General features: G+C 69.6%; 24 protein-coding genes. 9 read left to right on the top strand and 15 right to left on the bottom strand.

The genetic code is table 11. The features are described 5' to 3' along the window. Positions 1–9 precede the first annotated feature (9 nt). From infA to EBN03_RS31070, 4 genes are all read right to left on the bottom strand, one after another. Positions 10–258, bottom strand: a complete 249-nt coding sequence (gene infA, locus EBN03_RS31085) for a translation initiation factor IF-1 (RefSeq protein WP_122191731.1) — start codon at positions 256–258, stop codon at positions 10–12. Next, a complete protein-coding gene (locus tag EBN03_RS31080) occupies positions 255–1,115 on the bottom strand; it encodes a GNAT family N-acetyltransferase (RefSeq protein WP_122191730.1) in 861 nt (286 codons plus the stop codon). Before EBN03_RS31080 ends, infA begins: the two co-directional genes overlap by 4 nt. 197 nt (positions 1,116–1,312) lie before the next feature. Then, positions 1,313–2,425, bottom strand: coding sequence for a zinc-dependent alcohol dehydrogenase family protein (locus EBN03_RS31075; RefSeq protein WP_233608755.1), 1,113 nt, complete (start codon positions 2,423–2,425; stop codon positions 1,313–1,315). Next, positions 2,422–2,859 carry a hypothetical protein gene (locus EBN03_RS31070; RefSeq protein ID WP_122191729.1) on the bottom strand — a complete coding sequence of 146 codons (438 nt, stop codon included), beginning with the start codon at positions 2,857–2,859 and terminating at the stop codon, positions 2,422–2,424. The genes EBN03_RS31075 and EBN03_RS31070 overlap by 4 nt, the downstream gene beginning before the upstream one ends. An 88-nt stretch (positions 2,860–2,947) precedes the next feature. Here EBN03_RS31070 and EBN03_RS31065 point away from each other — a divergent pair, with 88 nt between their 5' ends. Next, positions 2,948–3,739: a helix-turn-helix domain-containing protein gene (locus EBN03_RS31065; RefSeq protein WP_122191728.1), complete on the top strand. Its 792-nt coding sequence runs from the start codon at positions 2,948–2,950 to the stop codon at positions 3,737–3,739. 80 nt (positions 3,740–3,819) lie between these two features. On the opposite strand, the gene hsaB is transcribed toward EBN03_RS31065, so the two are convergent. The 4 genes from hsaB to hsaA are packed head-to-tail and all read right to left on the bottom strand — an operon-like array spanning position 3,820 to position 7,380. Next, positions 3,820–4,425: a 3-hydroxy-9,10-secoandrosta-1,3,5(10)-triene-9,17-dione monooxygenase reductase subunit gene (hsaB, locus tag EBN03_RS31060; protein ID WP_122191727.1), complete on the bottom strand. Its 606-nt coding sequence runs from the start codon at positions 4,423–4,425 to the stop codon at positions 3,820–3,822. A 2-nt stretch (positions 4,426–4,427) separates the two neighbouring features. Next, positions 4,428–5,327 (bottom strand): iron-dependent extradiol dioxygenase HsaC, encoded by a 900-nt coding sequence (gene hsaC / locus EBN03_RS31055; protein ID WP_122191726.1) that lies wholly within the window; start codon positions 5,325–5,327, stop codon positions 4,428–4,430. Positions 5,328–5,329: 2 nt separating this feature from the next. Continuing rightward, the gene (hsaD, locus tag EBN03_RS31050; RefSeq protein WP_122191725.1) at positions 5,330–6,208 is read right to left on the bottom strand and encodes a 4,5:9,10-diseco-3-hydroxy-5,9,17-trioxoandrosta-1(10),2-diene-4-oate hydrolase; all 879 of its coding nucleotides are present in this window, start codon (positions 6,206–6,208) and stop codon (positions 5,330–5,332) included. Positions 6,209–6,210: 2 nt separating this feature from the next. Continuing rightward, entirely contained in the window at positions 6,211–7,380 is a 1,170-nt protein-coding gene (hsaA, locus tag EBN03_RS31045) for a 3-hydroxy-9,10-secoandrosta-1,3,5(10)-triene-9,17-dione monooxygenase oxygenase subunit (RefSeq protein WP_122191724.1), read from the bottom strand. A 201-nt stretch (positions 7,381–7,581) separates the two neighbouring features. Here hsaA and EBN03_RS31040 point away from each other — a divergent pair, with 201 nt between their 5' ends. Both EBN03_RS31040 and EBN03_RS31035 read left to right on the top strand, forming a co-directional pair. Continuing rightward, a complete protein-coding gene (locus tag EBN03_RS31040) occupies positions 7,582–8,772 on the top strand; it encodes a Rieske 2Fe-2S domain-containing protein (RefSeq protein ID WP_122191723.1) in 1,191 nt (396 codons plus the stop codon). Continuing rightward, positions 8,772–9,083: a hypothetical protein gene (locus EBN03_RS31035; RefSeq protein WP_122191722.1), complete on the top strand. Its 312-nt coding sequence runs from the start codon at positions 8,772–8,774 to the stop codon at positions 9,081–9,083. The genes EBN03_RS31040 and EBN03_RS31035 overlap by 1 nt, the downstream gene beginning before the upstream one ends. A 171-nt stretch (positions 9,084–9,254) precedes the next feature. Here EBN03_RS31035 and EBN03_RS31030 read toward each other — a convergent pair whose 3' ends face one another. Beyond that, positions 9,255–10,115 (bottom strand): alpha/beta fold hydrolase, encoded by an 861-nt coding sequence (locus tag EBN03_RS31030; protein WP_122191721.1) that lies wholly within the window; start codon positions 10,113–10,115, stop codon positions 9,255–9,257. A gap of 107 nt (positions 10,116–10,222) precedes the next feature. Here EBN03_RS31030 and EBN03_RS31025 point away from each other — a divergent pair, with 107 nt between their 5' ends. Further along, positions 10,223–10,795 carry a GNAT family N-acetyltransferase gene (locus EBN03_RS31025; protein WP_122191720.1) on the top strand — a complete coding sequence of 191 codons (573 nt, stop codon included), beginning with the start codon at positions 10,223–10,225 and terminating at the stop codon, positions 10,793–10,795. Positions 10,796–10,928: 133 nt separating this feature from the next. On the opposite strand, the gene EBN03_RS31020 is transcribed toward EBN03_RS31025, so the two are convergent. The 6 genes from EBN03_RS31020 to EBN03_RS30995 form a co-directional block, all read right to left on the bottom strand. After that, on the bottom strand, positions 10,929–11,681 hold the full coding sequence (locus tag EBN03_RS31020; protein WP_122191719.1) for a DUF427 domain-containing protein: 753 nt from the start codon (positions 11,679–11,681) through the stop codon (positions 10,929–10,931). Positions 11,682–11,959: 278 nt separating this feature from the next. Beyond that, entirely contained in the window at positions 11,960–13,012 is a 1,053-nt protein-coding gene (locus tag EBN03_RS31015; protein ID WP_122191718.1) for an acyl-CoA dehydrogenase family protein, read from the bottom strand. Continuing rightward, the gene (locus EBN03_RS31010; RefSeq protein ID WP_122191717.1) at positions 13,009–14,049 is read right to left on the bottom strand and encodes an acyl-CoA dehydrogenase family protein; all 1,041 of its coding nucleotides are present in this window, start codon (positions 14,047–14,049) and stop codon (positions 13,009–13,011) included. Before EBN03_RS31010 ends, EBN03_RS31015 begins: the two co-directional genes overlap by 4 nt. Positions 14,050–14,057: 8 nt before the next feature. After that, positions 14,058–15,203 carry an acyl-CoA dehydrogenase family protein gene (locus tag EBN03_RS31005; protein WP_122191716.1) on the bottom strand — a complete coding sequence of 382 codons (1,146 nt, stop codon included), beginning with the start codon at positions 15,201–15,203 and terminating at the stop codon, positions 14,058–14,060. After that, positions 15,203–16,111: an enoyl-CoA hydratase gene (locus EBN03_RS31000; RefSeq protein ID WP_122191715.1), complete on the bottom strand. Its 909-nt coding sequence runs from the start codon at positions 16,109–16,111 to the stop codon at positions 15,203–15,205. The genes EBN03_RS31005 and EBN03_RS31000 overlap by 1 nt, the downstream gene beginning before the upstream one ends. Further along, a complete protein-coding gene (locus EBN03_RS30995; RefSeq protein WP_122191714.1) occupies positions 16,108–17,661 on the bottom strand; it encodes a FadD3 family acyl-CoA ligase in 1,554 nt (517 codons plus the stop codon). Before EBN03_RS30995 ends, EBN03_RS31000 begins: the two co-directional genes overlap by 4 nt. A gap of 206 nt (positions 17,662–17,867) precedes the next feature. Here EBN03_RS30995 and EBN03_RS30990 point away from each other — a divergent pair, with 206 nt between their 5' ends. The 5 genes from EBN03_RS30990 (at position 17,868) to EBN03_RS30970 (ending at position 22,773) form a co-directional block, all read left to right on the top strand. Further along, positions 17,868–19,058, top strand: coding sequence for an acyl-CoA dehydrogenase family protein (locus EBN03_RS30990; RefSeq protein ID WP_122191713.1), 1,191 nt, complete (start codon positions 17,868–17,870; stop codon positions 19,056–19,058). A 30-nt stretch (positions 19,059–19,088) separates the two neighbouring features. Further along, positions 19,089–19,880, top strand: coding sequence for an SDR family oxidoreductase (locus EBN03_RS30985; RefSeq protein ID WP_122191712.1), 792 nt, complete (start codon positions 19,089–19,091; stop codon positions 19,878–19,880). Between the two features lie 234 nt (positions 19,881–20,114). Beyond that, positions 20,115–20,777 (top strand): hypothetical protein, encoded by a 663-nt coding sequence (locus tag EBN03_RS30980; RefSeq protein ID WP_122191711.1) that lies wholly within the window; start codon positions 20,115–20,117, stop codon positions 20,775–20,777. Between the two features lie 45 nt (positions 20,778–20,822). After that, positions 20,823–21,464 (top strand): TetR/AcrR family transcriptional regulator, encoded by a 642-nt coding sequence (locus tag EBN03_RS30975; protein ID WP_122191710.1) that lies wholly within the window; start codon positions 20,823–20,825, stop codon positions 21,462–21,464. 118 nt (positions 21,465–21,582) lie between these two features. After that, the gene (locus EBN03_RS30970; RefSeq protein ID WP_122191709.1) at positions 21,583–22,773 is read left to right on the top strand and encodes an acetyl-CoA C-acetyltransferase; all 1,191 of its coding nucleotides are present in this window, start codon (positions 21,583–21,585) and stop codon (positions 22,771–22,773) included. Positions 22,774–22,876: the final 103 nt, after the last annotated feature.

Genomic DNA, 22,876 nt, shown 5'->3' with positions numbered 1-22,876 from the left:
CGGGGCGCGTCACGTCCGGTAGCGGAACAGGATTCGGCCGCGGTTCAGGTCGTACGGGCTGATCTCCACCAGGACCCGGTCCGCCAGATAGATCTTGATGAAGTTCTTCCGGATCTTGCCGCTGATCCGGGCCAGGACCCGGTGGCCGTTGGCCAGTTCCACGACGAAGGTGGCGTCGCGGAGGCATTCCACCACTCGGCCCTCGGTTTCGATGCCCTTGCTCTTCTTGGACGGGCCGGTGCGTGCGGTATCGGTCATGCCAGCACCAGTTCCACGACGGTGCCCCGCACCCGCCCGCCGACCGAGTCGAACAGGGCGGCCGCCGCGGCGTCGGTGTCGTCGACGTCCGCGACGGCCTGCCCGACTCCGTGGTCGCGCAGGTCGCGCAACGCGTGGGCCAGCAGGGCCCGCGCGATACCGCGGCGGCGATGTTCGGTCAGGACGGCGACCAGGGCGATTCGGGGCATCCGGATCACCGGCGGGACCCGGACCAGGCCCACGAGGCGGTCGTCGGCGACTGCCACGGTGTACTGGGCCGAGTCGAAGATGTCGTCGCTGTCGGAACGGTATTCCGGCATGACCGGCAGCGGTGGGCCGCCCGCGGCATCGACTTCGGCCCGGATCGCCTGGTCCAGGGCATACACGTCATCGGCGTCGACTTCGGCACCGGAGACGATCGTGATGCGTTGCGGGACGGCCGTTCCGGCGGCCAGGACAGCGGTCGGTCCGGCCTCGGGGGCCGCGGTCCGTCCGGCGGCTGATTCGGTGCCGGGTAAGACCTGAGCCTGCGGATCGGTGGGAACGAGATACTCCCGGATTCGCTGGCGGACGGTGAAACCGGCTCGCTCCCAGCGGGATACGAGCGCGGAGTCCGCCTCGTCGACGAGGGTGTGCAGCGGTCGCGGTAGTCCGGCCGCCATGGCGGCGGCGAGCTGGTCGAAGACCGAGTCGTGCCAGGCGTCGATGCTGACGAAGCGGCGGCCGTCGCGGCGGTGGGCGACGTCGCCGCAGCCCACCGCCATCCGGCGATCTGTTGCCTGCCACTGGAATCGGGAGAGACGTTCGACCACTGCGGTCGAAACGCCGTTGTGTTCAGGGGGAAGTGAAGTGTGCATAGCTGTCACCTTTTCGGGATGCCTTGGATCTCAGGCCCTCCCGGCGACACCTATGGCGTGTGTCCACCCGTGACAACGAGCGGGAGATCCCAGATCGATCGTGTGGTCATGGGTTCTCACCTCCTCAGGTGTGGTCACGGTGACGACACGGTACCGCGCCCCGACGGCGCGGTCCATTTCTTTTCCGGCGGTTGTTCCTACAGCTCGATCACCACCTTTCCGAACGGGCCGCCGTCCCGGTAGTAGGCGAACGCGTCCGGGGCCGCGTCGAACGGGAAGATCCGGTCGACGACCGGGCGGATGCGGTGCGCGGTGACCGCCCGGTTCATGGCCTCGTAGTCGGTACGGCTGCCGACCGCGATCCGGCGGATCGACAGGTACTTCCCGTCGAACGGATTCCGGGTGGGGGTGCCGCCCGGGAACGCGCCGATCTGTGTGATCCGGGCGTTGTAGGCGCCTGCCGCCACCGATCGCGGCAGCGTGAGCATGCCGACGCAGTCGACGATGTGGTCGGCGCCGTCACCGTCGGTGAGCTTCAGCACCGCCTCCTCCCAGTCGGGGACGAGGGTCCGGTCGATCGTCTCGTCGGCACCCAGTTCCCGCAGCCGCGCGGCCTTCTCGGGGCCGGAGGTCACCGCGATCACCCGGGCGTCGTGCAGCCGGGCGAACTGCACGGCGAACAGGGCCACCGCACCGCTGCCGACGGTGAGCACGACCTCGCCGGGCGCCACCGGAACCGGCTTGGTCAGCGCCGCCCAGGCGACCAGGCCCGCGCAGGTCAGGGTGGCCGCCTCGGGCGCGGTCAGGTGCTCGGGCACGTGGACGGCCGAATCCTCGTGCAGCACGATGTGTTCGGCGAGCCAGCCGTCGTGGTTCGCGCCGAACTGCTCGCGCACCTGCGCGATCCGCTGCGGGCCGCCCACCCAGTGCAGGAAGTAGGTGGAGGCCACCCGGTCGCCGACCGCCACGCGGGTCACCTTGTCGCCCACCGCGATCACCTCACCGACACCGTCCGCCAACGGGACGACACCCGGCTCGGCGGGCAGCGGATAGGTGCCGTCCGCCAGCATGAGATCCCGCCGGTTGAGCGCGGTGGCCAGCACCCGGACCAGGACCTGATGCGGTCCGGGTACCGGCAGCCGCCGAGATCCACGGCGGAGGCCGAAGCGGGCGCCGATGCTCTCCGGTGCGGACGTGCCCGCGCCTTCGGGTTCGGGCTGTGGCTCGGGACCGCCGTGCGAGCCCGTATACGTACGTCCGCGTTCTGGTAGCGGATCCAGTTGGTACACCTGGGAATTCACGGTACTCATGCCACGAACTCGTGGTCGGAGCGGACGCGGCCGTCGGCGCCGAAGGTGAGGACTTCCAGGCCGGAGCCGGCCACCGTGCCGTCGGTCACCGACCGCATCACCCAGGTCAGGGCCACGGCCGCACCGGCCTGCCGGGCCACCTCGCCGGACTGTTCGAACCGGTACTCGCCGGAGCTGATGTATGCCTCATAGGCGCGGGTCACCCGGTCGAACATGGCTGCGTGCCCACGGATCTCGATCTCGGGGAACGGGACACCGAACTCGGCCGCCGTGTCGCGGATGCCCTGCGGCGGGTTGACCATCGTCTGGTAGCCGTCGTCGGTCCAGACTTCGGCGATCAGCCGGCGCCGTTCGGCGGCGTCCGGCTCGTTCCACTGGGCGATCCAGTTCTCGATCAGGTGCTTCAGTTCGATGTCGGTGGGTTCGTAACTCATGGCGTCGAGTCTGTTGTCACGTCGCGCCGCACGCGATTCCCTGCAGGGTATGGCGCAGCGGTGGGGCGGAGCCGAGGATGGGAGGACTATGACAACCATGGCCGAACCGGGACATTTCGCCGCCGAGTTGCGCCGCTGGCGGGGGACCCGCCGGCTCAGCCAGCTGGATCTGGCGATCCGCGCCGACACCACCCAGCGCTACGTGAGCTACCTCGAGCAGGGGCGTTCCCGGCCCGGCCGGACGGTGGTGTTGCGGCTGGCCGAGTCGCTGGAACTGTCACTGCGGGAACGTAATTCACTGCTGCTGGCGGCCGGTTTCGCGCCCGCGTTCGGGGAGTCCGGGGTCGAGTCGGCGCAGCTGGAACCGATCCGGACCGCATTGCGCAGCGTGCTGGCCGGGCACATGCCGTATCCCGCGCTGATCGTCGACGGTGACGCGGTGCTGGTCGAGGCCAACGCGGCGTTCGAGCTGTTCTTCGAGGACTGTGCGCCGCACCTGCTGGGGCCGCCGGTGAACGTGCGCCGGCTCGCGCTGCACCCGGACGGACTGGCCCGCCGCGTCCTGAACCTCCCCGAATGGGGGCGCCACGTCACCGAGAACATGCGGGCCCGCGCGCGGCTGAGCCCCGACCCGAAGCTGGACGCCTTCGCCGCCGAGCTGGAAAGCTATCTGCCCGAAGCGACTCCGGGCTCCGACTATCTGGGCTTCGCCGTTCCGCTCCAGCTGCGCACCGCCGACGGCGATCTGCGGCTGATCACTACGCTCATGTCGGTCGCCACCGCCACCGACGTGACCCTCGCCGAGCTGCGGCTGGAGGCGTTCCTGCCCGCCGATGCGGAGACCGCGGAGATCCTCCGCCGGCGTGCCGCGAATCTGTGAGACCTACTGGGCGGCAATAAAAATGGGGCCCTCGCGTTCGGAAGATCGTCCCGAATGCGAGGGCCCCTACCGCCTCGACCCTAGAGCCAGGTGTCGGCCGAAGCGGAGCTGAGGAATTCCTCCAGGTCGGCCCGCCAGGGCGCCGGTGTGGTCTTGTCCGGCTCGATGCCCGTGTACTGGCCCCGGTAGAACAGCAGCGGCCGGCCGTCGGCGGTGGTCTCCGAGAGGGTCAGGACCCGGCCGACGACGATGTAGTGGTCGCCGCCGTCGAGCACGTTGTCCACCGTGCACTGCATGGTCGCCAGCGAGCCGTCCAGCACCGGGAGATCCAATTCCGAAGTGTGCCAGTCGACTCCGGCGAACTTGTCGGGTTCGCGGGAGCCGAAGCGGGCGCACACCGGCTGCTGCTCCTCGGCGAGCATGTTCACCGCGAAGCTGCCGTTGCGCTCGATCGCCGCCCAGGAGCGGGACTCCTTGGTCGGGCAGAACAGCACCAGCGGCGGGTTCAGCGACAGCGACGAGAAGGACTGGCAGGCGAAGCCGATCGGAGTCTTCGCCTCGCCCTCGCCGTCGAAGGTGGTGATGACGGTGATGCCCGTGCAGAACTGCCCGACGACGTTGCGGAACTGCCGCGGATCGATCGCGGGCAGCCCGTCGCCCTGCACCTCGCTGGCCGTCTCGGTCATCGCTACCGCATCCCCACCGAGAAGTCGTGGCCCCACAGGCTGACCGCCGTGGACTCGCGGGCGATCCAGCTGTGGTCCTCGACTTCCAGTCCCTCGCAACCGAATTCGATGTCGAAACCGCCGGGCGTCTTCATGTAGAACGACAGCATCTTGTCGTTGATGTGGCGGCCCAGGGTCGCCGACATCTTGACCTTCTTGCGGTTCGCGCGGTCCAGGCAGAGGCCGACATCGTCGGAGTTCTCCACCTCGACCATGAGGTGCACGATCCCGGTCGGGTTGGGCAGCGGCAGGAACGCCAGCGCGTGGTGGCGCGGGTTGCAGCCGTAGAAGCGCAGCCAGGCGGGGTCGCCGTCGGCCGGGCGACCCACCAGCTGCGGGGGCAGCCGCATCGAGTCACGCAGGCGGAAGCCCAGGACGTCCTGGTAGAACGCCTGCGCGGCCGCGTCGTCGGTGCAGGTCAGCACCACGTGGCCCAGACCCTGCTCCGCGGTCACGAACTTGTGGCCGTAGGGGCTGACGAACCGGCGGCCCAGGTACTGGGCACCGTAGAACGCCTCGAGGGTGTTGCCGGACGGGTCGTCGAAGCGGATCATGCCCTCGACGCGCCGCTCGGCGAGCTCCTCCTTGGTGCCCTCCACGAAGTCCACGCCGGCCTTGGTGAGGGTGTCGCGCAGCTCCTGCAGGCCGGGAGCGTCGGTGACCTCCCAGCCCGAGACCAGCAGCCGGTCCGAGTCGCCGGGCACGATCACCAGGCGGGCGGCGAAGTCGTCCATCCGCAGGTAGAGGGCGTCAGGGTTGGCGCCGTTGCCCTCCATCATGCCCAGCACCTTGAGCCCGTACTCGCGCCAGGCCGCCATGTCGGTGGCCTGGATGCGCATGTAGCCGAGCGCCTTGATACTCATGCTCACTTCTCCTTGACGCCGAGTAGGAAGTCGGTCGCCAGCCGGTTGAACTCGTCGAACTTCTCGAGCTGGGCCCAGTGGCCGCAACCGCCGAACACGTGCAGCTGCACCCGGGGAATCATCTTCAATGCCACGAGCGCGCCGTCGATCGGGTTCACCCGGTCCTCCCGGCCCCAGATCATCAGGACCGGCTGGCGCAGCTTGAACGCGTCGCGCCAGATCATGCCCTTGGCGAAGTCCGCGCCCGCGAAGGACTTACCCATCGCGCGGGTGGCCGCCAGCGACTCCGGCTCGCTCGCCGAGGCGAAACGCTCCTCGACGAGTTCCGGTGTGATCAGCTTCTGGTCGAAGACCATGATCCGCAGGAACGCCTCCAGGTTCTCCTTCGTGGGTTCGAAGTTGAACTTGGACAGCAGTTTCACGCCCTCGGTCGGGTCCGGCGCGAACAGGTTGGTGCTCAGGCCGCCGGGGCCCATCAGCACCAGCTTGCCGGCGCGGTCCGGGAAGTCCAGCGCGAACCGGGTGGCGGTGCCGCCGCCGAGCGAATTGCCCAGCAGGTGAACACGTTCGGTGATGCCGAGGGTGTCGAGCAGGTCTTTCAGTGCCGAGGACGAGTGCACGAAGTACTGCGGATGCTCGGTCGGCTTGTCCGACTTGCCGAACCCGGGCTGGTCCACGGCCAGGACGTGGAAGTCGTTGGCCAGCACCGGAATGTTCTTGGCGAAGTTGGACCACGAGCTGGCGCCCGGCCCACCGCCGTGCAACAGCACGATGGTGGGACCGTTGCCGACGCCGGCCTCGTGGTAGTGCAGCTTCAGGTCCGGTCGCACCTGCGCGTAGCGCGAGGTGGATTCGTAGGTGATCTCTCCCACTGCGGTCATGGTTACACCATCGTGTCCGCGATCGGCAGGCCGAACGCGTGGGTGCCGTACATCTGGTAGGCGCGCTCCGGGTCCTGCGAGGCGTGCACCCGGCCGGCGTGCGCGTCACGCCAGAAGCGCTGCAGCGGAGTGCCTTCCGCGAGCGCGGTGGCGCCGGAGGCCTCGAACAGCCGGTCGATGGAGGCGATGATGCGGCCGGTGGCCCGCACCTGGTCGCGGCGTGCCGCGACGCGGAGGTCGAAGGGGACCTCCTTGCCGGCCAGCAGGTACGCGTACTCCTCGTTGATGTTGCCCGACAGCTGACGCCAGGCGGCGTCGATGTCGCTGGCGGCCTCGGCGATCCGGACCTTGCCGAACGGGTCGTCCTTGGCCTTCTCACCGAAGAACGCCGCGCGCACGCGCTTGCCCTGGTGCTCGACGTGGGCCTCGTACGCGCCGTAGCCCATGCCGATGATCGGGGTGGTGATGACGGCGGGGTGGATGGTGCCCCACGGCATCTTGTACAGCGGGTCGGTGTTCTGCTCCAGGCCCGGCGACGCCAGGTCGCTCATGGTCTTCATGCTCAGGAAGCGGTGCCGCGGGACGAACACGTCCTTGACCACGACGGTGTTGGAGCCGGTGCCCTTGAGGCCGACCACGTGCCACACGTCGTTGACGGTGTACTCGCTGCGCGGGATCAGGAAGGAGCCGAAGTCGACCGGCTTGCCGTTCTTGATGACCGGGCCACCGACGAACACCCAGTCGGCGTGGTCGGAGCCGGAGGACCAGGCCCACGAGCCGTTGACGATGTAGCCGTCGCCGTCCTCGCTCACCACACCGGCGCCCATCGGGGCGTAGGAGGACGAGATCCGGACGTCGGTGTCCTCGCCCCAGACCTCTTCCTGTGCGCGCTGGTCGAACAGGGCCAGGTGCCAGTTGTGGATGCCGAGGATGCCGGCACACCAACCGGTGGAACCGCAGGCGCTCGCGATCTTGCGGACCGTGTCGTAGAAGATGATCGGGTCGCACGCGTAGCCGCCCCACTGGCGGGGCTGAACCAGCTTGAAGAAGCCGGTGGCCTGCAGGTCCTTGACGGTCTGCTCGGGGAGCTTGCGCAGGTCCTCGGTTTCCTGGGCCCGGTCGCGAAGGGTGGGCAGCAACGCCTCGACCCGCTCAACTACTTCTTGCGTCATCTCGCCAGTTGCTCCTGCCTGGGCTGGTACGGCCGGGACGTTCGTCCCCTCAGCTTTGAGGCTAGAACACGTTCTTGTTTGCTGTCGAGTGTTCCCGGTAAACGCGTTGCTCCGAGCGACGGTGCGGCTAGTTTTCACTTTGCTGGCGGAGGCGGCGGCAAAAATGTAACGTGTTCCAGTATCGAAGAGAGGAGCATTGCCATGGCGGAGGCGCGGGCAAAAGTGCGTGAGATCGATGTGGGGGCGAACCCCACCCGATACGCCCGGGGTTGGCACTGCATCGGCCTGGCGGCACCGTTCCGGGACGGAAAGCCGCACTCCATCGAGGCGTTCGGGACCAAGCTGGTCGTGTTCGCCGACAGCAAGGGTGCGCTGAAGGTACTCGACGGCTACTGCCGCCACCTCGGTGGGGACCTCAGCATGGGAACCGTCAAGGGCGACTCCGTCGCCTGCCCGTTCCACGACTGGCGCTGGGGCGGCGACGGCAAGTGCACGGGCATCCCGTACGCCCGCCGAGTCCCGCCGATCGCGCGCACCCGGTCCTGGACCACGCTCGAGCGCAACGGCCAGCTGTACGTGTGGCACGACCACGAGGGCAACCCGCCCCCGGACGACGTCACCATCCCGTACATCGAGGGCCCCTACACCGACGCCTCCGGCGCCGGTATCGAGGAGCGCAACCCGGGCTGGACCGACTGGACCTGGAACACGATGCTGATCGAGGGCGCCAACTGCCGCGAGATCGTCGACAACGTCGTGGACATGGCGCACTTCTTCTACATCCACTACGCCTACCCGACGTACTTCAAGAACGTCTTCGAAGGCCACGTGGCGACCCAGTTCCTGGAGAGCAAGGGCCGGCCCGACATCGGCGCCGCCGCCAAGTACGGCGGGGAGAACCTGCTGAAGTCGGAAGCCTCCTACTTCGGCCCGTCCTACATGATCAACCCGCTGATCAACTCGTACGGCGGGTACGAGATCACCGTGCAGCTGGTCAACTGCCACTACCCGGTCTCGCAGGACTCGTTCGTGCTGCAATACGGCCTGTCGGTGGAGATCCCGAAGGGTCTCGACGACAAGACCGCGAACAAGCTGGCCAAGAGCATGGCCGACTTCTTCGGCGACGGGTTCCTGCAGGACGTCGAGATCTGGAAGCACAAGTCCAAGATCGAGAACCCGCTGCTGTGCGAGGAGGACGGGCCGGTCTACCAGCTGCGTCGCTGGTACCAGCAGTTCTACGTCGACGTCGCCGACATCGACCCGAAGATGACCGACCGCTTCGAGTTCGAGGTCGACACCACCCGCGCCAACAAGGCGTGGGAGGCCGAGGTGGCCGAGAACCTGCGCCAGCGCGCGGAGGCCGAAGCGGCCACGGCCGGGGCGGCAGACTGATGGCCTGGGCGAAGGCCCCGGACTTCGCCGGGGAACCGGCGAAGCAGGCCGAGGTCCGCGCCCAGACCACCCAGGACCAGGCACGCTACACCGAAGGCGGCCTCACGCCGCTGACCTGCCGGTCCTGTGCGGCCGAGGTGCTGGTCCGCAAGTCCGGTCAGCACCAGACCACGGTGCAGTGGACCGCCGACCCGGCGGTCGCCTGCCCGTACCTGCGGCAGTTCGCACCGCCGCGTCCCCAGTCCTGCCCCGACCTCTTCGCCACCATCGAAGCGGCCGTGGAATCCGGAGACCTACCGGTCGGCGAATAACGGGCTCGGGTCCTGCTGGCCCGGACGACATACCTATCGGCACCCACGGTGGAATCCACCGTGGGTGCCGATGTCGTTCGAGGGTCGCTGTCGTTCGAGAGGCTCTGCCAGTTGGGTATTGCTGTCGATCGCCGTCGACGCGGCTCGTGCCGACGCCCACCGTTCGTGCGCTCAGGCCGGTGAAACCCGCTGGGCCGTGACGAATTCGGCGAGCAGCTGGGCGACTTCGGTGGGGCGCTCCACATTCGGTGAGTGGCCGGCGCCCGCGACGACGTGGAACTCGGCGCCCGCGTCGCGGTAGCGCTGCTCGGTGCGGGCGGTGTCGTACATGGAGTCCGAGTCGCCGTGCAGGACCAGTGCGGGGAGGCCGAGAGCGCGCAGTTGTGCGTCGAGAGGGTTGGCGGCCAAGCGGATCCGGCGGTCGGCGATGACCACCCGGGCCATGTCGGGGCTCGTCATGTGGTGGTCGACCACGGGCTGGTTCGGGTCGTCGAATGCGACGGCCAGATCGAAACCCGGTGCGACCGCGAGACGCAGACCGAGCCGGGTGAACGCGGGCAGCGAAAGCCGGTGCAGCATCGGGCCGAGCACCGGATGGGCGAGCAGCCCGTTGCCGGGCGGGAAGGTCGCGTAGCTGTAATCCGGTGCCTGGTCGATGATCCCGACCGCCGTGGTTCCCGGGAACTGTTCCGCGGCGGACAGCGCGACGTCGGCGCCGAAGGAGTGACCGATCAGCGTCACCTCCCGCAGGCCCAGTTCGCTCAGCACCAGCGCCAGGGTGCGGCCCTGCGCCGGAGCGTCCAGATCGGTGTCGCCGCCGCTGAATCCGTGACCGCGCAGATCCAACCGCAGCACATGGAAGCGGTCGGCGAGCTGCGCCGCCACCCGGTCGTACCAGCGCAGCGACCCGGCGAACCCGTGCACCAGCACGATCGCCGGCGCCGCCGGATCCCCGTCGCGGCGCAGGTGCACACGCCGGCCCCCGACCGTCACGAATTCGCCGATCGGTGCCGCGGGAGTCGGAAAGAACATGATGATCTCCTCTTCCGGGCGGTCCAGCGGCCCGGGGCTCGACGGATAGTAGCGGGAGCGGCGGTAATCCGGTCGCGAACGGGTGCCCGGCGGGCCACAATCGGCGGATGTGGACATTGCGCCGGGCCGTGCCCGACGACGCGACGGCCGTGGCCGCACTGCACGTCCGGTCCTGGCAGGAGGGCTACCGCGGATTGCTCCCGGCCGACTTCCTGGCCGGACTGGACCCGGCGCAGCGCGCCGCGCGCTACACCTTCGACCGGATCGGACCCGATGATCCGGCGACCCAGGTCGCGGTCGACACGGCCGGCCGCATCGGCGGTGTCGTCACCACCGGTCCGCGCCCGGCCGGGGAACCGGAGTCGGTCGGCGAGGTCCTGGCCTGCTACGTCGACCCGCCGCTGTGGCGGCACGGCATCGGACATCTCTTGTTGCTCGGCGCGTTAACCCAGCTCGGCCGGAACGGATACGACGAAGCGGTGCTGTGGGTGCTCGACGGCAACGAACGGGCCGAGCGCTTCTACCGCCGCGAGCGGTGGACTCCCGACGGCGGTACCCGCACCGCGAGGGTGTGGGGTATCGGGGTGGCGGAAAACCGCTTTCGGACCACCTTTCCCCGCTTCCCCGGGGACCGGCGGCTCGACTCGCACGAGGCATCGGACCACGGCTCTCCCGCCTGAATCACCGATTTTCACCGGCGGCCACGCGCGCCCGCCCACCACGACCATCGCCCGGGTGGGCAAAGATCCTGGACCACCGAAGCGATTTGCGGCGAACGGGATCCGCGGCCGTGGTCCGGTAACCCGGTGTCGCTCAGCTGAAATGGGTGCGGGGGCGTTCCTGCAGGACGCCGTCCAGGTAGATGTCGAGCTTCTCGTTGTAGAAGCAGACCAGGCCGGCGATCTTCTGGCTCTCGGGGAGGGGAGTGCGGTAGATCCAGGCGAGGTCCGGGTGGTCGGTGCCCGCGATGCGGATCGTGAAGTAGGCCGCGGTGCCCTTGTAGGGGCAGTGGGTGACGGTCGCGGAGGGGGCCAGCAGGTCCATGCGGGTGTCGGTCAGCGGCAGGTAGTAGCGGGGTGGGAGGCCGGTTTCGAAGAGGATGCGGGGGCTGTGGGAGTCCGCGACGGTGACGCCGTCGAGTTCCACCCGGACGTGGCGGGAGCTGCCGAGGATGTCGACCCGCGAGTACGGGTCGCGGGGGTGGACGTAGATCGGCTCGTCCTCCTCGAACCACTCGTCCATGGCGTTCCAGTCCAGGCGGACCTGGTCGCGCAGTTCGGGGATCGGGGAGTCGGGGTAGCAGAGGGCCGCGCCCGGGCGGCGGAGGTCGTCGATGACGACGTCGTACTCGACGCCGTCGCCTCGGCTGGGTGAGTGTTTCGTGGTGCCGGTCGGTTCCAGCTTCGCCCGCACATCGGCGAGCGGGACGTAGTAGGTCGGAAAGTAGGGGAGTTCCCACACCAGACCCGGTGTGAGGGTGTCGGCCACCAGCCGGCCCGCAATATAGGTGCGAACCCGCTTGTGGCCGCGCTCGAACTTGACCCGCCCGCGGTTGGCATCGCTCATACCAACTCAACGTACTCGCGGTCGAGCTGTCGGGTAGCGGCCGCACTCGGTCGGCAGCTGCTCCGCTCCGAGCGCACAGCCTTCGGTCCGATCGGGCGGGAATTGCCGCTCGCGGCCGAACATCGTGCGCTCCCGCCCGGCTCGAGCCGCGCAGGTAGTGGACTCCGGCGGCACGACTCCGGCCTGAGCGCACAATCATTCGTCCTACCAGGCGAAAATTGCCGCCGGAGGGCGAAGATTGTGCGCTCGGGCCGGATGCCTACCTCGCGCTCGGATGCTCAGGCCGAGGCGACCGGCCGCGGCAGACTGGTGGGCTTGCCGAACAGCTGGGCGTCGCCGTGGGCGCGCTTGAAGTACAGGTGCGCGTCGTGCTCCCAGGTGATGGCGATACCACCGTGCATCTGCACGGTCTCGGCGGTCACCGCCTGCAGGGCCTGGGTGCAGTAGCGGCGGGCCGACGCCACCTCGAGGGCGGTGTCGGGGGAGCCGTTCTCCAGGGCGGCGGCCGCGGCCAGCGCCATCGAGCGCGCGGACTCGACCTGCACGTACATGTCGGCCATCCGGTGCTGCAGTGCCTGGAAGCCACCGATCGGCCGGCCGAACTGCTCGCGGGTCTTGGTGTACTCCACGGTCATCCACAGGCAGTGGTCGGCCGCGCCGACCTGCTCGAAAGCGAGTGCGACCCAGGCCAGTTCGCGCAACCGCTGCTGCGGGACGTCGCCCAGGCGGGTGGCGGCCACGCCGTCGAAGGTGAACTCGGACAGCCGACGGCTGGGGTCCATGGTCTCGCGGTCGCGCCGGGTCACACCCGTCGCGGCGGCGTCGACCTCGTACAGGCCGTCCTCGGTCACCACCAGCAGGGTGCCGGCGACGTCGCCGTCGAGCACGTAGGAGGCGGTCCCGTTCAGGACCCCGTCGGCTGCCACGACACCCGGGGTGTCCCAGCCCTGCTCGCCGGCCCAGGCCAGCGCCAGGACCCGGGAGCCCTCCGCGACCTCGGGCAGCAGCCGCTCGCAGGCCTCGGTGTTGCCGGTCCACAGCAGGGCCTGGGTGGCCAGCAGCGCCGAGCCGAGCAGCGGCGGGGTGTGCAGGGTGCGGCCCAGCTCCTCGACCACCGCGAACATCGGCGCCAGGCCGGCGCCGATCCCACCGTACTCCTCCGGGATCGCCAGCGCGGCGACACCGACCTGGTCACACAGGATGCGCCACAGCTTCTCGTCGAAGCCGGGCGCGGTGCCCAGGGTGCCGCGCAGCGAGTCCCTTCCACCGTGCTTGGTGAGGACGGCCCGCACGGTGTCGGTGAGTTCGGTGAGTTCCGCGGCGGCGGTCATGCTGTGGCTCCTTCGGTGCGCAGGGCGGCGGCGATCCGCGTGCGGTGTTCGAGTTCGGTGCCCCACACCTGGCGCAGACCGAAAATGGTGGTCAGCCAGGGGGCGAGATTGAATTCGGCGGTGTAGCCGAGGGCGCCGTGGATCTGCACGGCGGTGCGGGCGGCCCGGTAGGCGGCCGCGGCGCAGGCCAGGTGGGCGGCCGAGACGTCCCGCGATCGAGTGGATTCGGCGGACTCGGCCCAGCCCTCGGGACCGGTCTGGGTGAGCGCGGCACGCAGCAGTAGCGGCTCGGCCATGTCCAGGGCGATCCGGACGTCGGCCAGCTGGTGCTGCACGGCCTGGTAGCGGCCGATCGGGTCACCGTACTGGCTGCGCTGCTGCGCGTAGGTGACGCTGGTCTCCAGCAGCGCGCGGCCCGCGCCCAGCAGGTAGGCGGCGGCGGCCAGCACACCGGCGTCGAATCCGGCGGCGACCGCTTCCGCGACCCCGTCACCCTGGGCCAGGACCCGATCGGGCACCAGCGCGAAGATCCGGCGGCCCGGGTCGATCGAGTGCGCGCGCTCCCCGGCGGTAGCGGTGCTGAGCGTGGGCACGCCCGACTCGTCGGTGGTGACCAGCAGGCGGATCTCGGCCAGGTCGGCGTCCATCGCGGGGGTGGTGGCGTCGAACGACACGGTCGCGACGGTCCCCTCGGCGGTCTGCGACAGGAGCTCCTTGGCCGGACCGGAATCCGGAAGTGCTTGCAGCAGTGCGGGAATCGCGGCAGCGCTGGCGATCAGCGGACCCGGGGCCGCGGCGCGGCCCAGCTCGGTGAACGCCACCACCAGATCCACGGGAGTGGCACCGAGGCCGTCGAATTCGGCGTCGACGGTCAGGCCGAACACACCGGTCTCGGCGAGCTGCTGCCACAGGGCCGAGCCGCTGTCGGTCCGGCCGGACCGCCAATCACGGGTCAGCTCGGTCGGATTCGCCGCTGTGAGCAATGCCCGCAGGCTGTCGGCGAAGTCGTTCTGTTCGGAGGTCAGAGTGAAATGCACAGCCGTTCCTAACTCGCGCGTCGGGCACGCGGCAGACCGAGCAGCCGCTCGGCGATGATGCTGCGCTGGACTTCGTTGGTACCGGCGTAGATCGGGCCGGCCAGGGAGAACTGGAAACCGGCTTCCCATGCCTCACCGGTGATTCCGGCGCCGGCCAGGATGTCCAGCGCGGTCTCGTGCATGGCGATATCCAGCTCGGACCAGAACACCTTGTTGATCGAGGACTCCGAGCCCAGGTTGCCGCCCGCGGCCAGCCGGGTCACGGTCTGGAAGGTGGACAGGCGGTAGGCCTCGGCACCCACCCAGGCGTCGACGACGCGCTGCTGCATGGCGGTGTCGTTCGGGTCGCCGTGGGTTTCCCACAGCTCGAACAACTTTCGCGCGGTCGCGGAGAACCGGCCCGGGCTGCGCAGCGACAGGCCGCGCTCGTTACTGGCGGTGCTCATGGCCGCCCGCCAGCCCTGGTTCACCTCGCCGATGACGTCGCGGTCGGGGACGAACACGTCGTCGAGGAAGATCTCCGCGAAACCCACTCCGCCGCCGAGCTGTTCGATCGGGCGCACGGTGACACCCTCGGCGTTCAACGGGAACATCAGGTAGGTGAGGCCCTTGTGGCGGGCCTGCTCGGGGTCGCTGCGGAACAGCCCGAAAGCCCAGTCCGCGAACGCCGCTCGCGAACTCCAGGTCTTCTGACCGGACAGCAGCCAGCCGCCGTCGGTGCGCTTGGCGGTCGAGCGCAGCGCGGCCAGGTCGCTACCGGCCTCGGGCTCGGACCAGGCCTGCGCCCAGATGTCGTCGGCGCGCGCGAGTCTCGGCAGGATTCGGGCGTGCTGCTCGGGGGTGCCGTGCTCGAACAGGGTGGGCGCCAACAGGAACAGGCCGTTCTGGCTGACCCGGCCGGGTGCGGCGGCGGCGTAGTACTCCTGCTCGAACAGCACCCATTCCAGGATCGAGGCGTCGCGGCCACCGTATTCGGCGGGCCAGGACACCGCGGCCCAGCGGGCGTCGGCGAGCTTGTGTTCCCACTCGCGGTGCAGCTCGAACCCCTCGGCGGTGTCCATCGAGGGCAGCGGGTTCGCGGGCACGTTGGCGCGCAACCAGTCTCGGGCCTCGAGCTGGAATTCCCGGGCGGAATCGGGGATATCGAGATCCATCAGTGGTTCCCGTTCTTCTCGGCGGCAGCGGGATTCGCCGACGGCACTGCCGTCGCGGCGTCGCGCATGCTGCGGGCGTTCATGCCGGCCAGCGAATCGAGGCCGACCTCGGCGTTGTGGGCGTGGGCGAAGTGGTGCAGGCCGAACACCGAATCCATGCCGGCGCGCATCCCCATCAGGTCCTCGCACTGGTTGACGGCCTTCTTGGTGAGCGCCAGACCGAAGGGCGGCATGGTGGCGATCTGCTCGGCCAGCGCGAGGGTCTCGGATTCGAGGTCCGCGCGCGGCACGACACGGTTCAGCATGCCCCAGGCGTCGGCCTGAGCGGCGGTGAAGCGCTCACCGGTGAACAGCACCTCCTTGGCCCGGCGCGGGCCCAGCACCCACGGGTGGGCGAAGTACTCGACACCCGGAATGCCCATGCGCACAACGGGATCGGAGAAGAAGGCGTCCTCGGAGGCGACGATCATGTCGCAGGTCCAGGCCAGCATCAGCGCACCGGCGATGCACGCGCCCTGGACCATGGCGATGGTCGGCTTGGGGATCTCGCGCCAGCGGCGGCACATCCCCAGGTAGACCTCCATCTCGCGGGCGAAGCGCATGTCGCCGCCCTGGCGTCCGACGTGGTCCCACCACAGGGCGGCCTTGTTCTCGAAGACCGCCTCGTGGTCCCGGCCCGGGGTGCCGATGTCGTGGCCCGCGCTGAAGTGCTTGCCGTTGCCGGCCAGCACGATCACGCCGACCTCCGGGTCGGCGACGGCCCGTTCGAAGGCCGCGTCGAGCGCGTAGGTCATCGCCGAGTTCTGCGCGTTGCGGTACTCGGGCCGGTTCATGGTCACCAGCGCGACGCGGCCGCGCCGCTCGTAGGTGACGACGTCGGTCTCGGCGCCCGTGTCGGGTGTGGTCACGATTTCTCCTCTCGCAGCTGATGTTTGAGCACCTTGCCGCCGGCGTTGTAGGGCAGCGAGTCGCGGAACTCGACGTCGCGCGGCACCTTGAACTTGGCCATGGACCGGTGTGCGTGGGTGAACACGTCGGTGGCGGTCAGGCCGGAGCCGGGCTGCCGGACGATGAAGGCCTTGCCGACCTCACCCATGCGGGTGTCCGGGATACCGATCACCGCGACGTCGGCGACACCGTCGAGCCGGCGCAGCGCCTTCTCGATCTCGGCGGGGTACACGTTGAACCCGCCGCTGATGTACATGTCCTTGAGCCGGTCGGTGATCCGCAGGTTGCCGTTGTCGTCGACGGTGCCGACGTCGCCGGTGTGCAGCCAGCCCTCGGCGTCGATGGTCTTGGCGGTCTGCTCCGGGTCGTCGAGGTAGCCCTTCATCACGTTCGGGCCGCGCAGCAGCACCTCGCCGTCCTCGCCGATCCGCAGCTCGAAGCCGGCGATCGGCCGGCCGGAGGTGGTGGCGATGGTGTGCGAGTCGTCGCCGAGCCGGCACATGGTGCCGAAGCCGGCGGACTCGGACAGGCCGTACGCGGTGAGGACCACGTCGAAGGCCAGGTCGGAGCGCATGCGCTCGATCAGGATCTCGGGCACGGTGGCGGCGCCGGTGACGGCGACGCGCAGGCTCGACAGGTCGGCCGTGGCGCGGTCGGAGTGGTCGAGGATGCTCTGGTAGATCGTGGGCGGCCCGGTGAGCACGGTGATCTTCCGCTTCGCGATGATCCGCATCACTTCGGGGATGTCGAAGTTCGACTGCGGCACGATGCAGGCGCCGGTGACCAGGCAGGCCACCATGGCGGCCTTGTAGCCGAAGTTGTGGAAGAACGGCGGGATCACCAGGTAGCGGTCGTCGGGGCCGAGGGTGGCGCATTCGGCCCACGCCCGGGCGACGTCGACGGCCTGTCCGTGCGTGACGACGCAGCCCTTGCTGCGGCCGGTGGTCCCCGAGGTGAACATGATGTCGGACACATCGTCGGGGGTGACCGCATCGGCGATCGCGTCGGCGCCGCTGGTGTCGACGCCCGCGGCGAGAAGGTCATCCCAGCTCAGCGCGGTGTCGGCGGCAGTACCGGCGTCGGTGCCGCCGTCCACCGGAACCCGCACCACGACCGGCACCTTCAGGTCCGGGTCGGTGGCGCGCAGGTCGGCCAGCAGGTCGCGGCCGAGGAACGGCTCGGTGATGAACAGCGCCTTCGCGTCCACGCGACGGATGAGGTCGGCGGCCTCTTCGGCGATGTAGCGGGTGTTGAGCGGAACCAGGGTGGCTCCGGCGTAGTGCAGCCCGAGTAGGGCCACCACCCAGCGCCAGGAGTTCGGCGCCCAGATGGCGACCCGGTCGCCGGGGCGCACGCCGCTGGCGGTGAGTCCGGCCGCGACCGTGCGCACCTGCTCGAGCAGGTGCGCCCAGCTCAGGTGGGTTTCGCCGTCTTGAACGGCGGGTTGTGCCCCGCGCACTGCGGCGGCGTGCCGCAGTGCGAGAGGAATCGTCTCCGCGGTATCGGCCACGGTGACCCCCGATCTCTAAACAAGCAAGTGCTTGGTAGGTTACTCTACCGGAGTAGTAGTGATCCGAGTCCCACAATTGCCCATGAGACGTAGGTCTCCATGGCTTTCAGCGACGTAAGTCTCGACGGCCTACGCGACGGAACCATCCGCGCGCGGTTCGAGCAGCGTGGGCAGGGTGCTGAGACGACGGTGACGGAGGTCTTTGGATGACGCAGGACAACACGGACACAGCGGCGGGCGACGCCGAATTTCGGGCTGAGATCCGGGACTGGCTGGCGGAGAATCTGTCCGGCGAGTTCCGCGGACTGCGCGGACTCGGCGGCTCGGGCCGCGAGCACGAGGCCTTCGAGGAGCGGCTGGCCTGGGATCGGCATCTCGCCGCGAACAACTGGACCTGCCTGGGCTGGCCGGTGCAGTACGGCGGCCGCGCGGCCAGCCTGGCCCGGCAGGTGATCTTCCACGAGGAGTACGCCCGCGCCGAGGCCCCCGGCCGCGTATCGCACATCGGTGAGGAGCTGCTGGGCCCGACCCTGCTGGCCTTCGGCACCGAGGAGCAGAAGCAGCGCTTCCTGCCCGGCGTGAAATCGGTCACCGAGCTGTGGTGCCAGGGCTACTCCGAGCCCGGCGCCGGCTCCGACCTGGCCGCCGTGTCCACCACGGCCCGGCTCGAGGGCGACGAGTGGATCATCGACGGCCACAAGGTGTGGACCTCGCTGGCCCACCTCGCCGACTGGTGCTTCGTGGTCGCCCGCACCGAGCCCGGCTCGGCCCGCCACCGCGGCCTGTCCTACCTGCTGGTGCCGATGAAGCAGCCGGGTATCGAGGTGCGCCCGATCGTGCAGCTCACCGGCACCGCCGAATTCAACGAGGTGTTCTTCGATGGTGCCCGCACCGCCGCCGACCTGGTGGTCGGCGCGCCCGGTGAGGGCTGGCGGACCGCCATGGGCACGCTCGCCGTCGAGCGCGGTGTGTCCACCGTCGGCCAGCAGATCCGGTTCGCCCGCGAGCTCTCCGACCTGGAGGCCGTGGCCACCGAGACCGGTGTGATCACCGACCCGCTGATCGCCGACCGCTTCGACAAGGCGTGGATCGGCCTGCGCGTGATGCGCGCCAGCGCGGTTCGCACCCTGGCCGGCGCCACCGAGGGCGCCGCGTCCGGCACCGCCAACTCGGCGCCGATCTCGAAGCTGCTGTGGGCGCACTGGCACCGCAACGTCGGTGAGCTGGCCATGGACGTGCTCGGCCCGGCCGGGCTGCTGTCCCCCGAGGGCGACCTCGACCGCTGGCAGCGCCTGTTCCTGTTCAGCCGCGCGGACACCATCTACGGCGGTTCCAGCGAAGTCCAGCGCAACATCCTCGCCGAGCGCGTGCTGGGTCTGCCCCGGCAGGCGCGCTGAGCCCCGCGTAGAAATCCGGAAAGGACCACAGTGTCGAGTTTCCCCGCCCCGCCCAAGCCCGCCGGGCACGGCCTGCTGGCCGGTCGCAGCGCGCTGATCACCGCCGCGGCCGGCACCGGCATCGGTTCGGCGACCGCCGACCGGCTGCTCGCCGAGGGCGCCGACGTCGTGATCTCCGACCGGCACGAGCGCCGGCTCAAGGAGACCGTGGACGAGCTGTCGGCCGCCTACCCCGACCGCAAGGTCCAGGGTGTGCCGTGCGACGTCAGCAGCACCGCCGAGGTCGACAACCTGATCACCACGGCTGCCCAGCTGGCCGGGCGCATCGACATCCTGGTGAACAACGCCGGGCTGGGCGGTGAGACCCCGGTCGTCGACATGACCGACGAGCAATGGGACATCGTGGTCGACATCACGCTGACCGGCACGTTCCGCGCCACCCGGGCCGCGCTGCGGTACTTCCGCGACGCGGGCCACGGCGGGGTGATCGTCAACAACGCCAGCGTGCTGGGCTGGCGTGCTCAGCCGGGACAGGCCCACTACGCCGCCGCCAAGGCCGGCGTGATGGCGCTGACCCGCTGCAGCGCGCTCGAGGCCGCCGAATACGGCGTGCGGATCAACGCGGTCGCTCCGAGCATCGCCCGCCACGCCTTCCTGGACAAGGTCACCTCGGCCGAGTTGCTGGACAAGCTCGCCGACCGCGAGGCCTTTGGCCGCGCCGCCGAGCCGTGGGAGATCGCGACCACCATCGCGATGCTCGCCAGCGACTACACCTCGTACCTGACGGGTGAGACCGTCTCGGTGAGCAGCCAGCGCGCGTAACCCCGCGCGATGCGCGTCCGGGCTCCACAAGTTCGCCCGGATCCGCACCGGTACGACCTTCGAACGCGCCGTGCCGACGAACCCCACAGGGTGACCGTCGGCGCGGCGCGTTCGTGTGTACGGGCCGAATTCGCCGCGGCGGCGAGTTCCGTGCGTCGATATTGAGTGGCGCCGGCTGGGTATCCCCGTGGGATGCTGGTATGCACGGTTTTCCGCTTTCGAAGGACGTGACCCATGGGTCCGGACCGCCGCCGCGCGGGGCGTGAACAGCGCGATCCGCCCGACGTCGTACTCGCTGCGTTGCGGCTGGGTGCCGAGTTGCTCGGTGTCGACCCGGCCGGCGCGGCGCGTCGTGCCGTCGAGCTGATGCCCCCGGAAGGGGACCGGATTCCGGGTGTGACCCGGCGAGTTCCGGGTGCCGACCGGGTGCGGGGGTCCGATCGGTGGCACGGTCGCCACAGCGAACCCGACGACGAGTCGCGGGCGCGGCGGCTGGCGGTGTTGCGCGAGGTGCGGTCCGATCTGCTCGAGGTGGTGCGGCGCTGTCAGCGCGGCGGTACGGACCGGGCGGAATTCGCCGACGGGATCGCCGCCGGGCTGTGCGCGGCGACCGACAAGCTGGTCGCGGGCGCCGATATGGACACCTTCCGGGCGTGGCGGCGGGGCATGCTGCTGGAGCTGGTGGAGGTGCCGGCGCCGAAGGGGCCACCGCGGGTGCTGGCCACCGTGGACGCCGGCCCGGGGCGCGGGTTGTTGACCGTCGAGTGGGACAGCTGTGAGCGGCGGCTGGCATTGGTGGCACGGTTGATGCGGGCGGGGGTGCCGCCGGTGGTGATCTGTGACCGGTTGCTCGCGGATCTGTCCGTGTCGTCGCCGCTGCGATATTCGTACCGTTGACCACATCCCGTCTCCCAAGCAAGCGCTTGGTTGTAGGATGGGCGGGTGACCGTGTCCGACACCGTGAAATCCGCCCGCCGAGCCGAGCTGCTCGGCATCGCGGCCGACCTGTTCGCCGAGCGTGGACTGCGCACCACCACGGTCCGCGATATCGCGGACGCGGCGGGAATCCTATCGGGCAGCCTCTACCACCACTTCGATTCCAAGGAAGCGATCGCGGACGAGATCCTGCAAAGCTTCCTGACCGACCTGTTCGGCCGCTACCGCACCATCGTGGCCGCCGACCTCCCGGCCCGCGCCACGCTCGAAGCGCTCGTGGTGGCCTCCTGCGAATCGTTCGACCGGTTCAACTCGGCTGTCGCGATCTACCAGGCCGAGGCCAAACAGCTCAGCGGCACACCGCGATTCGCCTACATCGACGAGTACGCGAAGGAATTCCGCGACCTCTGGTACCAGGTGCTGCGGCGCGGCGTCGCCGACGGCAGCTTCCGCCCGGAACTCGACGTGGAACTGGTCTTCCGGTTCCTGCGCGACACCGTCTGGGTCGCCGTGCGCTGGTACAAGCCCGGCGGCCGCGTGCCGGCCGAGATGCTGGCCCAGCAATACCTCACCATCGTCCTCGACGGGCTGGCCGTGCCGAATGTCGGCACCGCCGACGTACCTGCCTCGATCGGGAACACGCAGTGACAAACACCACCACTCGGCCGCGCGGCACGGTGACACCGCGCCGGCGCCTGCGGGCGTTGACCGAGTCGGTGGACAACACCGGCACCGGCTTTCGGATGCCTCGCACGTAGGAGTTGCAATGCCCCCTTCCATTCCCCGTCCGGCAGTGACCCAGGCGCGTGAGGTCTTCGTCGTCGACGCCGTCCGCACCGCCATCGGCAAGCGCGGTGGTTCGCTGGCCGGCATCCACCCGGCCGACCTCGGCGCCACTATCCTGCAGGGTCTGTTCGCGCGCAACACCGCGGTCCAGCCGGCCGACATCGACGAGGTCTTCATGGGCTGCGTCGACGCGATCGGTCCGCAGGCCGGCAACATCGGCCGCACCGCCTGGCTGGCCGCCGGCTATCCCGAAGAGGTTCCGGCCGCCACCGTCGACCGCCAGTGCGGTTCCAGCCAGCTCGCCATCGGCCTGGCCGCCAAGTCGATCATGGCCGGCACCGCCGAGCTCGTGGTCGCCGCCGGTGTGCAGAACATGAGCGCCATCCCGATCTCCTCGGCCATGCTGGCCGGGCAGCAGTACGGATTCGAGTCGCCGTTCATCGGCGCCGAAGGCTGGGACGCCCGCTACGGCACCCAGGAGGTGTCGCAGTTCCGCGGCGCGCAGCTGATCGCCGAGAAGTGGGGCATCAGCCGCGAAGACATGGAGCAGTGGGCGCTGGGCAGCCACAACCGGGCGCGCGCCGCGATCGCCGAGGGCCGCTTCGACAACGAGATCGTCCCGGTCGGTGAGTTCAAGACCGACGAGGGCCCGCGCGAGACCAGCCTGGAGAAGATGGCCGGCCTCAAGCCGCTGTCGGAGGGCAGCTTCCTGACCGCCGCCCTGGCCAGCCAGATCTCCGACGGTGCCAGCGCCACCCTGCTGGCGTCGAAGTGGGCGGTCGAGGCGTACGGCCTGACCCCGCGCGCCCGGATCATCCACGTCAGCGCTCGCGGTGACGACCCGGTGTACATGCTGTCGGCCCCGATTCCGGCCACCCGGTACGCGCTGGAGGCCACCGGTCTCACCATCGACGACATCGACGTGGTGGAGATCAACGAGGCCATGGCGTCGGTCGTGCTGTCCTGGATCCAGGAGCTGGGTGCCGACCCGGCCAAGGTGAACCCGAACGGTGGCGCCATCGCCCTGGGCCACCCGCTCGGCGCCACCGGCGCCAAGCTGTTCGCGACCCTGCTCAACGAGCTGGAGCGCACCGGCGGTCGCTACGGTCTGCTCACCATGTGTGAGGGCGGCGGGACCGCCGACGTCACCATTATCGAGCGTCTGGGCTGAGTTCGTGAGTTCCCGCGAGCGGTATTCCGCTCGCCCACAGTGCTTTCGGTCGGCCTGAGCGCTCAATGTCGGGTCTTTGCGTGCGATTTCTGCCCGAATAGTC

Origin of the sequence: Nocardia stercoris (genome assembly GCF_003696265.1) — a bacterium.
Lineage (GTDB): Bacteria > Actinomycetota > Actinomycetes > Mycobacteriales > Mycobacteriaceae > Nocardia > Nocardia stercoris.
The sequence above is the reverse complement of the archived record's forward strand: the minus strand, read 5'-3'. Positions and strand labels throughout refer to the sequence as shown.

Excerpts from the sequence above, each read along its gene's own strand:
- infA (WP_122191731.1), bottom strand. The coding sequence starts at position 258 with ATGACCGATACCGCACGCACCGGCCCGTCCAAGAAGAGCAAGGGCATC.
- EBN03_RS31080 (WP_122191730.1), bottom strand. The coding sequence starts at position 1,115 with ATGCACACTTCACTTCCCCCTGAACACAACGGCGTTTCGACCGCAGTG.
- EBN03_RS31075 (WP_233608755.1), bottom strand. The coding sequence starts at position 2,425 with ATGAGTACCGTGAATTCCCAGGTGTACCAACTGGATCCGCTACCAGAA.
- EBN03_RS31070 (WP_122191729.1), bottom strand. The coding sequence starts at position 2,859 with ATGAGTTACGAACCCACCGACATCGAACTGAAGCACCTGATCGAGAAC.
- EBN03_RS31065 (WP_122191728.1), top strand. The coding sequence starts at position 2,948 with ATGACAACCATGGCCGAACCGGGACATTTCGCCGCCGAGTTGCGCCGC.
- hsaB (WP_122191727.1), bottom strand. The coding sequence starts at position 4,425 with ATGACCGAGACGGCCAGCGAGGTGCAGGGCGACGGGCTGCCCGCGATC.
- hsaC (WP_122191726.1), bottom strand. The coding sequence starts at position 5,327 with ATGAGTATCAAGGCGCTCGGCTACATGCGCATCCAGGCCACCGACATG.
- hsaD (WP_122191725.1), bottom strand. The coding sequence starts at position 6,208 with ATGACCGCAGTGGGAGAGATCACCTACGAATCCACCTCGCGCTACGCG.
- hsaA (WP_122191724.1), bottom strand. The coding sequence starts at position 7,380 with ATGACGCAAGAAGTAGTTGAGCGGGTCGAGGCGTTGCTGCCCACCCTT.
- EBN03_RS31040 (WP_122191723.1), top strand. The coding sequence starts at position 7,582 with ATGGCGGAGGCGCGGGCAAAAGTGCGTGAGATCGATGTGGGGGCGAAC.
- EBN03_RS31035 (WP_122191722.1), top strand. The coding sequence starts at position 8,772 with ATGGCCTGGGCGAAGGCCCCGGACTTCGCCGGGGAACCGGCGAAGCAG.
- EBN03_RS31030 (WP_122191721.1), bottom strand. The coding sequence starts at position 10,115 with ATGTTCTTTCCGACTCCCGCGGCACCGATCGGCGAATTCGTGACGGTC.
- EBN03_RS31025 (WP_122191720.1), top strand. The coding sequence starts at position 10,223 with ATGTGGACATTGCGCCGGGCCGTGCCCGACGACGCGACGGCCGTGGCC.
- EBN03_RS31020 (WP_122191719.1), bottom strand. The coding sequence starts at position 11,681 with ATGAGCGATGCCAACCGCGGGCGGGTCAAGTTCGAGCGCGGCCACAAG.
- EBN03_RS31015 (WP_122191718.1), bottom strand. The coding sequence starts at position 13,012 with ATGACCGCCGCCGCGGAACTCACCGAACTCACCGACACCGTGCGGGCC.
- EBN03_RS31005 (WP_122191716.1), bottom strand. The coding sequence starts at position 15,203 with ATGGATCTCGATATCCCCGATTCCGCCCGGGAATTCCAGCTCGAGGCC.
- EBN03_RS30990 (WP_122191713.1), top strand. The coding sequence starts at position 17,868 with ATGACGCAGGACAACACGGACACAGCGGCGGGCGACGCCGAATTTCGG.
- EBN03_RS30980 (WP_122191711.1), top strand. The coding sequence starts at position 20,115 with ATGGGTCCGGACCGCCGCCGCGCGGGGCGTGAACAGCGCGATCCGCCC.
- EBN03_RS30970 (WP_122191709.1), top strand. The coding sequence starts at position 21,583 with ATGCCCCCTTCCATTCCCCGTCCGGCAGTGACCCAGGCGCGTGAGGTC.